The sequence below is a fragment of the Saccharothrix sp. CCNWYY140 genome (assembly GCF_037401995.1).
Taxonomy (GTDB): domain Bacteria; phylum Actinomycetota; class Actinomycetes; order Mycobacteriales; family Pseudonocardiaceae; genus Actinosynnema.
Genome location: NZ_JBBEGC010000051.1, coordinates 37,375 through 51,692, shown reverse-complemented (window position 1 = coordinate 51,692; position 14,318 = coordinate 37,375). Strand labels below are relative to the sequence as shown.

The 14,318-nt window shown below is 71.5% G+C and carries 16 protein-coding genes; 12 read left to right on the top strand and 4 right to left on the bottom strand.

Annotation, left to right across the window (positions count from 1 at the left end; translation table 11 throughout):
* The first annotated feature begins 283 nt into the window (after positions 1–283).
* From WBN91_RS22195 to WBN91_RS22175, 5 genes are all read left to right on the top strand, one after another.
* A complete protein-coding gene (locus WBN91_RS22195; RefSeq protein ID WP_337726042.1) occupies positions 284–709 on the top strand; it encodes an SRPBCC family protein in 426 nt (141 codons plus the stop codon).
* 73 nt (positions 710–782) lie between these two features.
* Positions 783–1,145, top strand: a complete 363-nt coding sequence (locus WBN91_RS22190) for a YciI family protein (protein ID WP_337726041.1) — start codon at positions 783–785, stop codon at positions 1,143–1,145.
* Entirely contained in the window at positions 1,142–2,347 is a 1,206-nt protein-coding gene (locus WBN91_RS22185; RefSeq protein WP_337726040.1) for an RNA polymerase sigma factor, read from the top strand. The genes WBN91_RS22190 and WBN91_RS22185 overlap by 4 nt, the downstream gene beginning before the upstream one ends.
* Before the next feature lie 11 nt (positions 2,348–2,358).
* Positions 2,359–2,994, top strand: coding sequence for a Pr6Pr family membrane protein (locus WBN91_RS22180; protein WP_337726039.1), 636 nt, complete (start codon positions 2,359–2,361; stop codon positions 2,992–2,994).
* Between the two features lie 31 nt (positions 2,995–3,025).
* Positions 3,026–3,790: an EI24 domain-containing protein gene (locus WBN91_RS22175; protein WP_337726045.1), complete on the top strand. Its 765-nt coding sequence runs from the start codon at positions 3,026–3,028 to the stop codon at positions 3,788–3,790.
* On the opposite strand, the gene WBN91_RS22170 is transcribed toward WBN91_RS22175, so the two are convergent.
* Complete coding sequence (locus WBN91_RS22170; RefSeq protein ID WP_337726038.1) at positions 3,783–5,672, bottom strand: beta-propeller domain-containing protein; 1,890 nt, start codon at positions 5,670–5,672, stop codon at positions 3,783–3,785. The genes WBN91_RS22175 and WBN91_RS22170 overlap by 8 nt on opposite strands.
* A gap of 154 nt (positions 5,673–5,826) precedes the next feature.
* On the opposite strand from WBN91_RS22170, the gene WBN91_RS22165 reads away from it, so the two are divergent.
* From WBN91_RS22165 to WBN91_RS22150, 4 genes are all read left to right on the top strand, one after another.
* Positions 5,827–6,195 carry an FKBP-type peptidyl-prolyl cis-trans isomerase gene (locus WBN91_RS22165; RefSeq protein ID WP_337726037.1) on the top strand — a complete coding sequence of 123 codons (369 nt, stop codon included), beginning with the start codon at positions 5,827–5,829 and terminating at the stop codon, positions 6,193–6,195.
* Between the two features lie 96 nt (positions 6,196–6,291).
* On the top strand, positions 6,292–6,840 hold the full coding sequence (locus WBN91_RS22160) for a YbaB/EbfC family DNA-binding protein (protein ID WP_337729398.1): 549 nt from the start codon (positions 6,292–6,294) through the stop codon (positions 6,838–6,840).
* 24 nt (positions 6,841–6,864) lie between these two features.
* On the top strand, positions 6,865–7,167 hold the full coding sequence (locus tag WBN91_RS22155; protein ID WP_337726035.1) for a type VII secretion target: 303 nt from the start codon (positions 6,865–6,867) through the stop codon (positions 7,165–7,167).
* Positions 7,168–7,259: 92 nt separating this feature from the next.
* Positions 7,260–8,108 carry a hypothetical protein gene (locus tag WBN91_RS22150; RefSeq protein ID WP_337726034.1) on the top strand — a complete coding sequence of 283 codons (849 nt, stop codon included), beginning with the start codon at positions 7,260–7,262 and terminating at the stop codon, positions 8,106–8,108.
* A 148-nt stretch (positions 8,109–8,256) separates the two neighbouring features.
* On the opposite strand, the gene WBN91_RS22145 is transcribed toward WBN91_RS22150, so the two are convergent.
* Positions 8,257–9,408 carry a glycosyltransferase 87 family protein gene (locus WBN91_RS22145; protein WP_337726033.1) on the bottom strand — a complete coding sequence of 384 codons (1,152 nt, stop codon included), beginning with the start codon at positions 9,406–9,408 and terminating at the stop codon, positions 8,257–8,259.
* A gap of 187 nt (positions 9,409–9,595) precedes the next feature.
* On the opposite strand from WBN91_RS22145, the gene WBN91_RS22140 reads away from it, so the two are divergent.
* The gene (locus tag WBN91_RS22140) at positions 9,596–10,180 is read left to right on the top strand and encodes a DNA-binding protein (protein WP_337726032.1); all 585 of its coding nucleotides are present in this window, start codon (positions 9,596–9,598) and stop codon (positions 10,178–10,180) included.
* A gap of 28 nt (positions 10,181–10,208) precedes the next feature.
* Positions 10,209–10,865 (top strand): RES family NAD+ phosphorylase, encoded by a 657-nt coding sequence (locus tag WBN91_RS22135; protein WP_337726031.1) that lies wholly within the window; start codon positions 10,209–10,211, stop codon positions 10,863–10,865.
* A gap of 13 nt (positions 10,866–10,878) precedes the next feature.
* On the opposite strand, the gene WBN91_RS22130 is transcribed toward WBN91_RS22135, so the two are convergent.
* Positions 10,879–11,427, bottom strand: coding sequence for a GNAT family N-acetyltransferase (locus WBN91_RS22130; protein ID WP_337726029.1), 549 nt, complete (start codon positions 11,425–11,427; stop codon positions 10,879–10,881).
* Positions 11,428–11,564: 137 nt separating this feature from the next.
* A complete protein-coding gene (locus tag WBN91_RS22125; protein WP_337726028.1) occupies positions 11,565–13,466 on the bottom strand; it encodes a S9 family peptidase in 1,902 nt (633 codons plus the stop codon).
* Positions 13,467–13,709: 243 nt separating this feature from the next.
* Here WBN91_RS22125 and WBN91_RS22120 point away from each other — a divergent pair, with 243 nt between their 5' ends.
* A complete protein-coding gene (locus WBN91_RS22120; protein WP_337726027.1) occupies positions 13,710–14,306 on the top strand; it encodes an MmpS family transport accessory protein in 597 nt (198 codons plus the stop codon).
* The last annotated feature ends 12 nt before the right edge of the window (positions 14,307–14,318 follow it).

The window sequence follows — 14,318 nt, the reverse complement described above, 5'->3', positions numbered from 1 at the left end:
CGAAACGTGGTTGGGCTTCGCCCAGGCCGGACGGGGAAAGAAACCGAGGCCCTTCCCGTGGTCGCTGCCGCTTGGCGTGCGCCTTCGGCGGAAAAGCATCCCGCCCTGCGGGCGAAAAGCGGCGCGGCCGGTGAGTGGAGGGTGGAGTGGGCTTGCGGCCGGCGGCCGGGTGGGTGGACGGGTCGTCGGTGGGTGAGATGTGGGGTGGGTTGGGTGTCGCGTGGGGTGGGGGTTGTTCGACGTCCTCTGCGGAGGGGCTCGGGCGAGCGGAGGATGAGTGGTCATGGATGTGGTGGCACGGCGGGTTGTTGCGCGGGCGCCTGACGAGGTGGCCGCGTACGCGATGGACTGGCGGCACGATCACGAGTGGACGCAGGGGATCAAGAAGGCTGAGCTCACCTCGCCCGCGCCCGGTGGTGGGTTCGGGGTCGGGGCCGAGGTGACTCGGACCGCCTACTTCCTCGGGCGGCGGATCGACTACGTGCTCCGCGTCGAGGCGCATGAGCCGCCTGCGCTGTTGGACATGCGGTCCGTGGCCGGGCCGTTCCCCATGCACGTCACCTACCGGTTCGACCCCGCGCCTGAGGGCACGTTGGCTTCGATCCGGGTTCGGGGTGGACGGTACAAGCTGCTGGACCCCCTCATGGGGTGGTTCGTGCGGCGCAACCTTCGCAAGGATCTTCGGGATCTGGCGGAAAAAGTTGGCTGAGTGTGTCGCGCGGCGGGGGTGGTGTCCGACGTTCTCGGTGTCGGGGCCGCAATGAGACCTAGGAGCTCTTGAGATGAAGTACCTGCTGCTGATCCAGTCCAACCCCGCCAACTGGGCCACCCTCACGCAGTCCGAACAGGACGGCATGATGACCGAGTACCGCGCGTTGACCCAGGAGATGGTGGAGTCCGGGGAGCACCTGGACGGGGGACCGCTGACCGACCCGCAGACCACCCGCACGGTTCGGGTGCGGGACGGGCGGGCCGAGGTGACCGATGGGCCGTTCGCCGAGTCCAAGGAGTACCTGGCCGGGTACTACCTCGTGGACGTGGAGTCCGAGGAGCGGGCTGTCGAGTTGGCCAAGCGGATCCCGGACGCCCGGTTCAACGCCGTTGAGGTGCGGGCGGTCATGGACATGGGTGGTTTGGAGTCTTGAGTGCGCTTGTCGAGGGCCTGTTGCGCGAGTTGGCGCCGCAGGCCCTCACGGCCGTTCTCCGGTACGGCGCCGACTTCGGTGCGGCGGAGGACGCCGTCCAGGAAGCCTTGTTGGCCGCTGCGGTGCAGTGGCCGGGTGAAGGCGTGCCGGACAACCCTCGTGGGTGGTTGGTTCGGGTGGCCTCGCGCAAGTACCTGGACTGGCGGCGGCGGGAAGCTGCCCGGCTCTGCAAGGAAGCCGAGTCGGTGGAGTGGTCGCGGCCGGTGGAGGTGGACCACTGCGACGAGTTGACGCTGCTGTTCCTGTGCTGCCACCCGGCCCTCTCCCGGCCGGCGCGGGTCGCGTTGACGTTGCGGGCGGTCGGTGGGTTGACCACCGAGGAGATCGCTCGGGCGTTCCTGGTGCCCGAGCGCACGATGGCGCAGCGCATCACGCGGGCCAAGCGGCAGGTCGCGACCGGTGGGCTGCGGTTCACCCCGCCGCCGCCGCACGAGTTCGCGCAGCGCATGGACACCGTGCTGGAGGTCCTCTACCTGGTCTTCAACGAGGGCTACGCGGCCAGTTCGGGCGTGGAGGTGCACCGGGCGGCGTTGACCGGCGAGGCGATCCGGCTGGCCCGGCAGCTGCACCGGATGGTGCCCGACAACGCCGAGGCGGCCGGGCTGCTCGCCCTCATGCTGCTGGTCGACGCCCGCTCCGCCGCCCGGTCCGACGGCGGGCGGCTGGTGCCGCTGCGCGAACAGGACCGGTCGAAGTGGGACGCCGGGCGCATCGCCGAGGGGATCGCGCTGGTCGAGTCGGCGCTGCGGGACGGGGTCGTGGGGCCGTACCAGGTGCAGGCGGCGATCGCGGCGCTGCACGACGAGGCCCCGACCGCCGAGGACACGGACTGGCTCCAGATCGTCGGCCTCTACGAGGTGCTGGAACGCCTGTCCCCCGGACCGGTGGTGCGGCTCAACCGGGCGGTCGCGGTGGCGATGGCCGACGGTCCGCACGCCGGGCTGGCCCTGCTCGCCGGACTGGACGACGACCCCCGCCTGGCCCGCCACCACCGGCTCGCGGCCGTGCGCGCGCACCTGGTCGAGCTGACCGGCGACCACGCGCGGGCCGTCGAGCTGTACCGGGCGGCGGCGCGGGCCACGGCGAGCGTGCCGGAACGGGACTACCTGCTCGGCCGGGCGGATCGGCTTACCCGCGGGTAACCTCCGCGATCATGGACGTTCGACGCGGGTGGTTCGGGTTCACGGCCCTGGTGGTGCTGGTCGGTCTGGTGGTGCAGATCCTGGTGACGGCCGGTGACTCCACCGGCCGCTTCCCCGACCTGGGGCCACGCCTGTTCAACGTGTTCTGCTTCTTCACCATCCAGTCCAACGTCCTGGTCCTGGTGACCTCCGCCCTCCTGGCCGCCAACCCGGACCGCCCGTCCACCCTGTTCCGCGCCCTGCGCCTGGACGGCGTCCTGGCCATCGCGGTGACCGGGGTCGTCTTCCACACCGTCCTCAAAGGCCTGCACGCGCTGACCGGCGCGGCGGCGTTCGCGGACTTCCTCCTGCACACCATGTCCCCGGTGCTGTGCGTGATCGGCTGGCTGGCGTTCGGCCCGCGCGGCGCGATCACCGGCCGGGTCATCGGCTGGTCGGTGGTGTTCCCGTTGGCGTGGCTGGCGTTCACGCTCGTCCGGGGCGCGGTCATCGACTGGTACCCGTACCCGTTCGTCAACGTCACCGCCCTCGGCTACGGCCGCGTGCTGCTCAACTGCGCCGCCGTCGCCGTGCTGTTCCTGGCGCTCGCGGCGGGCGCGCTGTGGCTGGACCGCCTGATGTCGCGCAAGCAGGCCCCGGTGGCGTAGCGGCGGCGGTTATGCTCCGCCGGTGATCAGGGTGCTGCGCGACTTCTCCACCGGTGTCGGACTGCTGGCCAAGGGCTTCGGACTCGTGTTCCGCTCGCCCCGGCTGCTGCTCATCGGCGCGATCCCGGCCCTGATCACCACGGTGCTGCTGATCGGCAGCGTCGTGGCGCTGGGCGTGTGGATCGACGACATCGCCGCCTGGGCGACCCCGTTCGCCGACGACTGGAACGAATCCCTGCGCACGGCCACCCGGTTCGTCGCCGGCGCGTCGATCATCGGCGCGTTCCTGGCCGTGGGGCTGCTGCTGTTCTCCGCGATCACGCTGATCATCGGCGGGCCGTTCTACGAGCACATCGCGGAGACCATCGAGGACGAGCACCTGGGCGGCGTGCCCGAGGCGCAGAAGGTGAGCTGGGCGCGGTCGGCGGCGGTCGGCATCCGGGACGCGATCCTCCTGGTGGGGCTGGCGATCCTGTGCGCGATCCCGCTGTTCGCGGCCGGGTTCATCCCCGTCGTCGGGCAGACGGTGGTGCCGGTGCTCGCGGTGTGCGTGAACGCGACCCTGCTGGGCATCGAGCTGACCGGCATCCCGTTCACCCGGCGCGGGCTCAAGCTGGGCGTGCGGCGGAAGGTGCTGCGCAGCCGCCGCGCGGTCACGCTCGGGTTCGCCGTGCCGACCTACCTGCTGTGCCTCGTCCCGCTGGCGGCGCTGGTGGTGTTCCCGGCCGCGATGGCAGGCGGCACGGTCCTCGCGCACCGCCTGCTCACCGGGACCCTCGACCAGCCGGTCAGGTGAACGGGATCCAGGCCTGCTGGACCAGCCCGTCCAGCTTCGTGACCTGGAGTCCCGCGGTCGACGCCGTCCACAGCTCGTCGCCCACCACGAACGCCCGCCGCACGCCCTCGTAGTCCGAGACGCCCTTCTGCCGCACCATGCCCAGCTCGCTGAAGGCGCTGCCCTGCAAGCGGAGCACGAGCACGCCGCTGGTCGGCGGGAAGACCGGCTTCTCACCGGTCGGGTAGGTCATGACCGGGACCACCACGAGGTCCTTCCAGTGCAGGAAGGCGTGCGGGTCGAACTCGACCTCGGAGTAGCCGCCCGGCAGGTGGTGGCCCGCGACCTTCCTCGGGTCGGCGGCGTTCGAGACGTCGAACAGCGACACCTGCGTGCCCTGGACCCGGCCCTGCTCGTTGGCTTCCTGCCCGACGCCGATGAGCTTGCCGTCACCCGCCGGGTGCAGGTAGGCGGAGTAGCCGGTGATCTTCAGCTCGCCGACCTTGCGCGGCTTGGTCGGGTCGGACAGGTCGAGGGTGTAGAGCGGGTCGGTCTGGCGGAAGGTCACCACGTACCCGACCGGTCCGACGAACCGGACGCTGTAGATGCGTTCGCCGATGCCCAGCCCGTCGATCTTGCCGACCTCCTTGAGGGTGGCGCCGTCCTTCTTCAGGACGCTCACCGCGCTCTGGGACGCGGGCGGCTGCTCGGGGATGCCGGCGGCGTTGAACGCGGTGGTGGCGATGCGCAGGTGACCGTCGTGCTCGGACAGGGAGTACTGGTTGAGCGGGCTGCCGGTGACCTGGCCGGAGGCGACGTGCTTGGGCGGTCCGGGCTGGGAGATGTCGAACTGGTGGACGGCCGTGACGCCGCTGGGGCGGTTCTGGTTGGGCACCAGGTGGTGGTCGTCGGCGACGTAGAGGGACTTGTCCGTGGCGTAGACGGTGTCGCCGTCGGCGAGGATCGAGACGGCGTCGCCCGTGCCGAGGTCGCCGGGGAAGTCGAAGGTCAGCACGGACAGCATCGAGGTGCCGGAGTGGGTCTGCGGGTGGCTGACGCGCTCGCAGGCGACCAGGGTGCCGGTGGACCGCTTGCCCTGCTCGGTCAGCTCGTACTGCGGCAGCCAGGACTCGATGGGGGCGGTCGCGGCGATCTCGCGGTTGCGCAGCAGCGCCTCGGCCTCGGACCGGGCGCCGTCCGGGTAGACCCAGGGCAGGCGGGGACCGGAGTGCACGACGACGCGGACGACGTCCCCGATCTGGCGGGCGTCGAGGTAGCGGCCGTCGACGGTGAGCGAGCCGACGACCTTGGGTTCCTTGAGGTCGATCAGCGTGATGGTCGAGCCCTGCTCGGGGGCGAAGCCGGGGTCGACGGTGCCGCGTTCCATGACCATCGTGGAGCCGGCGAGGACCAGCGCGCGGTCGCCCTGGACGAGCAGCTGCGAGGCGAACCCGGCCGGGAGGTCGAGGGTGGCGGTGAGCTTGCGGGAGGCCGCGTCGACCACGCGCAGCTTGCCGTCGACGACGGTGACGACCCGGGTGCCATCGGTCTTGACCAGGTCCGGTTCGTCCACACCGGCCTCGTGGACGTTGGTGGTGGAGTGCTCCTTCGCCTCGGCCGGTGCGGCCTGGCGGGCGTCGGCCGACTGGACGTCCCCCTCTGCGAACAGGAAACCCTTGTTGCCCAGCCCGTACACGCCGACGTGCGGCGCGGCGGCGGTCCGCAGCCCGTCGAGGGCGGCGCCGCACCCGTCGTAGGCGACCAGTTCCACCGGCACGTTCTCCACCGGCTGGTCCGTCCGCAGGTCGAAGACGGAGGGCACGGCCGACGCCGCGCTCACCCCGACCAGCAGGGCGGCTCCGCCGAACACCGCCGCCCGCCTACCCCAGCTCCATCGCGTCATGGCTGGAGGACGGAGGAGGGGCGGTGGTGCGTTGCGCGGGTTTGCAGGCGGGTGCGGAGGAACCGATCCAGCGAGGGCGTGTGGGTCGCGCGGTCGGACGAACGGGGACGTGATTGACTCGGGGCGCAACGATTCCGATCGCTAGGAGAACGTCATGACCAAGCCCGTGGTCGAGCCGCACGACGGGCCGGCGCCCGCGGACCTGGTGATCCAGGACATCACCGTGGGTGAGGGGCCCGAGGCCCAGGCGGGTCAGCTCGTGCACGTGCACTACGTCGGCGTGTCCCACTCCACCGGCGAGCAGTTCGACGCCTCCTGGGACCGGGGCGAGGCGTTCAGCTTCCCGCTCGGCGGTGGCCGGGTCATCGCGGGCTGGGACCGGGGTGTGGCCGGCATGAAGGTCGGCGGCCGGCGCAAGCTCGTCATCCCGCCGCACCTGGGCTACGGCGACCGCGGCGCGGGCGGCGTCATCAAGCCGGGCGAGACGTTGATCTTCGTCGTGGACCTGCTCGGCGTGAACTGAGCGCTCGCCACGGGTGGTCCGGCGCCCCTGAACAGGGGAACCGGACCACCCGCCGGCGCGTCAGGGTGGGGTAAGGGACCAGAGGGGGAAGTGGCAGTGCCCGAGGACATCGGCGGCTCGGAGCGGATGCTCCAGCAGTGGCAGGCGAGCATCCAGGAGAAGGCCGACCGCTACCAGGAGATGGCGACCCGCGTGCAGGGCCTGTCCATCTCCGAGGCGTCCAAGGACGGCCAGATCCGGCTCACCATCGGGTCCAACGGCATCCTCCAGCACCTGGAGATCGCCGAGGCCGCGGGCACCAAGCGGATGGCCGAGGTCGCCGGCGAGGTCATGCGGACCCTCCAGAGGGCGCAGTCGCGCATCCCGGAGCTGCTCCAGCAGGCGATGGCCGAGACCATCGGCACCCGGGACGAGACGGCGAACGTGCTGTTCAACGAGGCCAAGAAGAACTTCCCGGCCCCGCCCTCGGACGACCCGCCCGCCGCGCCGCAGCGCGCCCAGGAGATCAACTTCGGCATCGAGGACGACTACCAGCCGCCCGCCGGACCCCGCCACGCCGCGCCGCCGCCACCGCCGCAGCCCCACCGCCGACCGCCCCGCCAGGACGAGGACGACGACTTCGACGGCCAGTCGTTCCTGCGCTGACCGCCACCGATCGGGGGAGACCACATGACCGGCTACGAGATCGTCTCGGACACGCTCGACGCCCACGGCAAGGAGCTGGCCGACCTCAGCTCGCGCATCCAGACCGCGATCGACGCGGCCCGGACCGTGAGCATGCCCAACGACGCGTACGGCATCATCTGCCAGCCGTTCCGCATGATGCTCGACCCGGTGGAGCAGTGGGGCCTGGACGCGCTCGGCGAGGCCGTCGAGGCGATGGAGGCCTCCGGCCGCGAGGTCAAGAACACGGTGGACCAGTACCGCGAGATGGAAGAGTCCATCAGCGACAGCTTCAAGACCTCGGGCTGACCCCCGGCTCACCCAACCGGACCACACCCGCGCAGCGCGAACGTTAAGATCAGCGCGCACTGTGCGGGGGGAGCCGAAGGGGTGTTCGACGCATGAGCCAGCCAGCCACACCGCTGTCCGAGCAGGAGCAGCAGCAGCTCGTCCGGCTGATCGGCCGGGCCATGCTGCCCGCGCTCCCGCAGGGGTGGCAGCGGGTGCGGGCCGAGTACCGGGCGGCCGGCCGGCACATCGAGGTGGACCTGGCGTTCGCCGGTCCGGACGGCCAGTGGCGCCCGGTGCGCCCGCCGATGGACGTCGTGCAGCTGTTCGGCCAGCTTCGCGCCGGCATGTACCAGCCCGACCGCGGGACCTGGCTGTCCGCGGTGTACGAGATCGAGCAGCCGGGCACCTTCTCGGTCGACTTCGACGCCGAGGACGAGCCGCGCTGGCGCAACGCGCCGCCGGTGATCGGCTTCCAGGACGAGCTGCGCACGTTCCCCCGATCCGACGAGCGCATCCCGGACTGGCTGCGCCAGCGCGTCGGCCTCCCGCCGCGCGTGGAGCCGGCCCCGGTCGGCGACGCCGTGCCGGCGGGCGAACTGCGCACCGCCCACGTCTACGACGGCCGCGACGAGGCCGGTCGCCCCGTGGTGAACCGCCAGACCGTGGACCCGCAGCTGCGCGATGCCCTGCTGGCCTACCTGGAGGCGGCGCCGGTCGTGCTGGCCGCGCGGAACCTGGACGTGGACGAGTTCGCGCCGGGCGAGCAGGACGTGCCGCTGAACTTCCGCACCGACGGCACCTGGATCTGGGCCGGCGCGGTGCCGCACTACCTGCGCAAGCACGGCCTGCCCCCGGAACCCGCCCTGATCCAGCACATCGTGGACCGCAACTTCGCCCTGGCCGAGGTCGACGAGCCCACCCGCGACCGGGCCGTCGCCCTGATCACCGGCGGCAGCTGACCACAAAGGACGCCCGCTCGACTGTCGTACCCCCGTGGGACAATGGAACCGGGGGCCGGAGGCCGGCCCCCGCTCAGTCCAGCCCCGCTCAGTCCAGCCCCGCTCAGTCCAGCCCCGCTCAGTCCAGCCCCGCTCAGTCCAGCCCCGCTCAGTCCAGCAGCGCGGGCTCGCGGCGCGGCACCGGGCGGCGGACCAGCAGCACCAGCACGGCGATCCCCACCCACACGTAGGCGTTGCCCACGACGTGCTGCCACCAGGACCAGGTCAACTCCAGGTCCTTCTCGTGCGGCAGGAACCACATCGGCGCGACCAGGAACAGCGCCGCCGCCAGGCCCGCCCACAGCCGCGACACCGTCACCAGCAGGACCAGTCCGGGCACGACCCACACCCAGTGGTGCGACCAGGACACCGGCGACACCAGCAGCCCGCCCGCGGCCACCGCCAGCAGCGCGGACACGTCGTCCTGCGCCCGCCGGACCGCGAACCACACCAGCACCACCGCGGCCAGGCTCAGCAGGCCCCAGGCGGCGGTCTCCGCGAACCCGGTGAACCCGAGCCGGTGCACGAAACCGCGCAGCGACTGGTTGCCGACGTAGGCCAGCCCGCCCACGCGGCCCGGGTCCAGCAGCGACTCGAACCAGTACTGCTTGGTGTCCGTCGGCGCCACCGCGAACCCGACCAGGCCGAACCCGACGAACGACACGACCGCCGTCACCACGGGCTTGATCTGCTTGCGCGGCAGGAAGAACAGGATGAACACCATCGGCGTCAGCTTGACCGCCGCCGCGAAGCCGATCAGCAGACCGCGCGGCCACTTCGTCTTGGGCAGCAGGCAGTCCAGCGCGACCAGGCCCATCAGCAGCAGGTTGATCTGCCCGAAGTCCAACGTCTCGCGCACCGGCTCCAGCAGCAGCGACCCGGCGGCGAAGGCGAGCCCGACCATGACGGCCTTCTCGCCGCGCCCGTGGACGTGCTGCGCCGTCACCACGCACACCGCCGTCAGCAGGCCCAGGCCGACGAGCGTCCACACGGCGACCGCCGCCGGCCACGGCACCAGCGCCAGCAGGCTGAACAGGAACGCGGCGATCGGCGGGTAGGTGAACGGCAGCGCCGGGCCGTCGAGGGGCTTGGGGAAGCCCTCCGCGTACAGGCGGACGCCCTCCAGCCACGCCTGCCCGCCGACCCGGTACACGCGCAGGTCGATCAGGCCGGTGCCCGAGCGGACGAGCACGACGGCGAGGGCCGCGGCCATCACCAGCAACCACAGACCCAGCGCACGCTTGTCCGTGCGTACCGGCACCGCCACCTGACACCCCCGCAGTAGGTCAACCGGCGGCATCGTATCGACCAGCCCGGTGAGGCCGAGGTCACCGTGCCCGACCTCGCACGTTTACGTACAGTGTCGAGGTGTGCGCGCACAGTCGGCCCCCTGGGACATTCGGGGAATCCTTGCGCACAAAAGCGCACGCGCGGGATACCCTGTGCGCATGAGTCCCGCGCTGGAGGCCGTGCTGGCCAAGGCAGGCCTACAGGTCACGCCCGACGAGTTCCTGTCGCTCGTGGCCGACGCCGCCAAGCGGCTGGCCCCGCCGCACCCCGACCCGGCGGGCTACTTCACCCCCGACCAGCGGGACGCGCTGACCGACGTCGGACTCGACCTCAGCCCGCACCACACGGGCGACGACCAACCACGCGCCCGCACCGTCGTGGCGCACGCGGTGCTCCGGGACTCGGCACTGACCGTCGCCGAGGCGGCCCGCCAACTGGGCGTGGACACCAGCCGCATCCGACACCGACTCGGTGTGGGCCGCCTGGTGGGCTGGAAGGACCGCGGCTCGTGGCGGCTGCCCGCGTGGCAGTTCGCCGGCGGCGGCGTGCTCCCCGGCCTGGAGGCCGTGCTGGCCGCCGTCCCCACCGACCTGCCCGCACTGGTCGTGGCCGGTTTCATGACCACCGAGCAGGAAGACCTCCTGGTCGAGGGCACCCCCACGTCCCCGCGCGACTGGCTGCTCGCCGGCGGCGACCCCCGCCGCGTCACCGAGCAGGCCGCCCAACTGGGCACGCCCGCGTAAGCAGACGTTCCTCCCCGACGGGATCTCCATGTCACGGCTCCCCCAGCCGCCCGCTCCTGCCGTGCTCCAGGCCAACCTGCGCCGCACCGAGGACGTGGTGGCGGTGCACCGCGCGACCCGCCTGGTCCGCATCTTCACGGCCAAGGGCCTGCACCCCCAACGCTGGAACAGCTTCCGCTACACCGGCCCCCTCGCCCACGCCCGCTTCGACACCCAACCCCCAGCCCCGGACGGCTCCCCCACCCACGCCCACGACCAGGGCGTCCTGTACTTCGGCCTGTCGGTGCGGACGAGCGTGGCCGAGGTCTTCCAGGCAACCTCGGTGGTCGACCGCCGCACCCGCAGCCCGTTCCTGGTGGTCCTGCGCCCCCGCCGAACCCTGCGCCTACTGGACCTGGCAGGCCTGTGGCCGACAAGGGTGGGTGCGTCCCAAGAGATCAGCTCGGGCCCCAAGGCGATGACCCAACAATGGGCACGGGCAATCCGCGCGGCATACCCGGAACTCGACGGCCTCTGGTACCGCTCGTCAATGGACTCGGGCGACCCGGCGGTCTGCCTGTGGGACCCACCGGCAGCCTCAGGCCTACCCGCCGCCCCGGACGTCCTGCTCCCGCTCGAACACCCAGGCCTGGACCTTCCCCTGGCACGGGTGTGCGAGGAACTCAATTACACGCTTTTGGGCTGACGCATCGGCACGATCAGCGGGACACGCGGCGAGGAGCTGGGAGAAAGCGGCCATAGCGGACCTCAGGAAGGTGCTGCTTACCCAACTCGTACCGGTGCACCAACCCGTCGTGCCGCCACCCGTGCGACTCATAGAACTCACGAGTCTTGGCGTTGTCCTGGAACACCCACAGCACCGCATACCGAAAACCCTGGTCCATCAGATGCCGCACCCCGGCCTCGTGGACCTCATGCCCAGCGCCCGTGCCGTGGAAGCGAGGATCGGCGTAGATCGCGACCAGCTCACCCGTGTGCAGGTCGGGGTGGGCGTCGGTCGCCTCCCGCACGGCGTCCACCGCGCAGTACGCCCCGATCCGCCCGTCATCGTCCACCGCCACGAACACCCGGCTGGGTTCGGGGAGCCGCAACACCCGGGTCAGCGCGGGCAGCCTGCTCTCCGGGAGCATCCGGTCCAGCACCGGGTCGTCGACGATGCCCCGGTAGGAGTGCTGCCAGGCGTCCACGTTGATCCTGGCGATCTCCGGGGCGTCGTCGGGCCGGGCGGCCCGCACTGTCCACTGCATCCGGTGAGCGTGCCGCAAGTCCCACCACCTCCGCCGGCTTTCCCCCCAAGACGGGTTCCGCCAGCGCCACACCGTAGCGGCACCACTGCGCACAGCCACCGCGGCCTCCCCCACTCACGGGGAAGGCCGCCGGCAAGTCAGGACAGGTGCCGAGCCCACCACGCCAGAACGTGGTCGAACCGCTGCTTGCGATGCCGCGGCTGCCCCGAACGCGTCAGCTCGTGACCCTCGCCGGGGAACAGCAGCATCTCCGCCTCGACGCCATTGCGGCGCAGGGCCACGAACTGCCGCTGAGCCTGCTCCAGCGGGCACCGCCAGTCGTGCTCGGAGTGCACCACCATGAACGGGATGGAGACCTTCTCCGCGTAGGTCAGCGGCGACATGGCCCGCTGCGTCTCCAGGCTCGGCCCGCAGTAGGCCTCGGTGAAGAACCAGCCGATGTCCGACGAGCCGGAGAACGAGTCCCACGCGTTGACCGCGCGCTCGCTCCACGCCGCCCGGAACCGCTCGCCGTGGTGCGCCGCCAGCCACGACGTCATGAAGCCGCCGTACGAGCCACCCATCACGCCGACCCGATCGGCGTCGAGGTCCGGCCGCTCCAGTGCCACATCGAGCACCGACAGCACGTCATCCACGTCCACCGTGCCGAACCCGCCGACCACGGACTGCCCGTGCGCCTGCCCATACCCGGCGGAACCACGCGGGTTGGGCAGCACGACCGCATACCCGGCAGCGGCGTACACCTGGGCCTCGTCGAAGAACCCCCACCCGTGGTACATGAACGGGCCGCCGTGCACCACCAACAACACCGGGTGCGGCCCCTCGCCCTCGGGCAGCACCAGCCAGCCGTGCACCGGATACCCGTCGGACGCGGCCCCGGTCAGCTCGACCGCCTCCCGAAGCGGCACAGAAGAACCAAAAGACGTCAGCTCGCCACCGCCAACCCGCACGACCTCGCCGGTGTTGTCGGTACGCGCCACGACCGCCACCGCGACATCGCCGTCCGCCGCGAACGACTTCACCTCGGCCCGCTCGCCCGCCAACAACTCCAACTCGGCCAGCGGCACCTCGACCCCGTCGACGGGCACCCGGCGCAACTCCACCGCGCCCCGGTTGCGCACGGCGACCAGCACACCAGCCTCGGTCACCACGGGCGCGCCGGCAGCCCGCTCGCAATCGACGCTCTCCAGCTCGGTGAGCCGGGTCAAAGTCCCGTCCGTGAAGCGCCACACGCTCATGTTCCGGGCCACGCTGTGCACGCCGGTGAACTCGCTGCCGTAGAACAGGATCCCGTCGCCGAACGCGACCGGGTGCGCGACGATGCCCTTCGACCGCACGTACAGCTCCGGCTCGCCACCGCCCGCAGCCACCCGGTAGACGTCCTGGTGCAGCGTCTCCACCGCGCCCAGCTCCCGGTCGGACACGAACACCAGCGCGGTGCCGTCGGAGGTCCACGCCGGGTCGGCCACGTCGAAGGACCCGTCGGTCAGCTCGACCGGCTGCACCTCGGGGTCGAGGGCGTCGACGGTGAACAGGCGCGGGCAGCGGTCGCCGACGAAGCCGATGTCGTCGTAGCGGTAGTCCAGCCGCCGGATGTGCCGGGGCGCCTCGGACTCCGGCTTCCACGGCTCCTCGCCCTCCGCGACCGGCACGCCGTAGCGGCCGGCCTCGGGCACGCGGGAGGTGAAGGCCAGCCGCGTGGAGTCGGGCGACCACACCGGCGCGCCCGCGCCCAGCGGGAGGTCGGTCAGCCGCCGCGCGTCGCCGCCGGTGGCGGGCATGACGTGGAGTTGCGGCTTCCCGCCCTTCTCCGCGCGCAGGAAGGCGACCCAGCGGCCGTCCGGCGAGATCCGCGGGGCGAGGTCGCGGTCGGCCCAGGTCCAGCGCTGCGCGCCGGAGCCGTCCAGGGGCACGCGGTACAGGCCGCCCCGGTAGGCGTTCGCGGTGAGGTCGGGCGTGGCGACGTTCACCAGGACGAGGTCGCCCTGGACCGACACCGAGCCGGGCAGGGTCAGCGACTGCAAGTCATCGGGGCGCACGAACACGGACGTTACCCCAGTGTTCGTTAGCAAGGCTCACGAGAAAATTGACGCTCACAGTTGGCGTCACGGACGGGTTCGACCCGGATACCCGGCGCGATCCGCGGGCCTGGCGCTTTGTGGATCGCGGGTGTGCCGCGCGTGTGGTGGGCGTTGGCACGCTGTGCGACGCCTTTCGAGCCGTTCTCACGAATTCCGCGGCCGGGGCGAATTGTTGTTCCCCGCAATGAAAGTGAAGGACAAATGTCCCAGCAGACCTCCTACCCGCCCGTGCCGCCGACCGCGCCCGTGCCGCCCAGGAACGGCCTGGGCACCGCCGGGTTCGTCCTCGGGGTGGTGGGGCTGGTGTTGTCGCCGGTCCCGTTCATCGGGGTGGTGGCGTGGCCCCTGGTCGTCCTGGGTCTGATCTTCTCCGCCGTGGGCATCGCACGGGTGAGCAAGGGCAAGGCCACCAACAAGGGCCTGTCCATCGCCGGTGTCGTGGCGTCCGTGCTCGGCCTGGCCGTGTGCATCACCTGGGTGTTCATCTTCAACGCCGCCGTCGACGAGGTGAAGCAGGAGGTGGAGCGGGTCGCCAAGGTGGACTACGAGGTGACCGGCGACGCCACCGACGTGGAGATCCTCTACGGCGAGGTGTTGGACCCGAAGTCGGAGACGGCGCCGACCCTGCCGTGGACCAAGCAGGTGGAGAACAAGGGCGTCTACAAGGGCGGCACGCTGACCGTCACGGCCGGCGAGAACGGCGGCACGGTGACCTGCAAGATCACCGTGGACGGCGCGGTGGTGTCGACGAAGACCGCCACCGGCCCGTTCGCGACGGCTGCCTGCACCGGAGTCTGATCGGATCCGCAG

Bases quoted from the DNA above. Each gene is read 5' to 3' on its own strand.
- WBN91_RS22135 (WP_337726031.1), top strand. From the start codon at position 10,209: ATGTCACGGCTCCCCCAGCCGCCCGCTCCTGCCGTGCTCCAGGCCAAC.
- WBN91_RS22120 (WP_337726027.1), top strand. From the start codon at position 13,710: ATGTCCCAGCAGACCTCCTACCCGCCCGTGCCGCCGACCGCGCCCGTG.
- WBN91_RS22165 (WP_337726037.1), top strand. From the start codon at position 5,827: ATGACCAAGCCCGTGGTCGAGCCGCACGACGGGCCGGCGCCCGCGGAC.
- WBN91_RS22190 (WP_337726041.1), top strand. From the start codon at position 783: ATGAAGTACCTGCTGCTGATCCAGTCCAACCCCGCCAACTGGGCCACC.
- WBN91_RS22130 (WP_337726029.1), bottom strand. From the start codon at position 11,427: ATGCAGTGGACAGTGCGGGCCGCCCGGCCCGACGACGCCCCGGAGATC.
- WBN91_RS22140 (WP_337726032.1), top strand. From the start codon at position 9,596: ATGAGTCCCGCGCTGGAGGCCGTGCTGGCCAAGGCAGGCCTACAGGTC.
- WBN91_RS22195 (WP_337726042.1), top strand. From the start codon at position 284: ATGGATGTGGTGGCACGGCGGGTTGTTGCGCGGGCGCCTGACGAGGTG.
- WBN91_RS22155 (WP_337726035.1), top strand. From the start codon at position 6,865: ATGACCGGCTACGAGATCGTCTCGGACACGCTCGACGCCCACGGCAAG.
- WBN91_RS22170 (WP_337726038.1), bottom strand. From the start codon at position 5,672: ATGACGCGATGGAGCTGGGGTAGGCGGGCGGCGGTGTTCGGCGGAGCC.
- WBN91_RS22180 (WP_337726039.1), top strand. From the start codon at position 2,359: ATGGACGTTCGACGCGGGTGGTTCGGGTTCACGGCCCTGGTGGTGCTG.
- WBN91_RS22150 (WP_337726034.1), top strand. From the start codon at position 7,260: ATGAGCCAGCCAGCCACACCGCTGTCCGAGCAGGAGCAGCAGCAGCTC.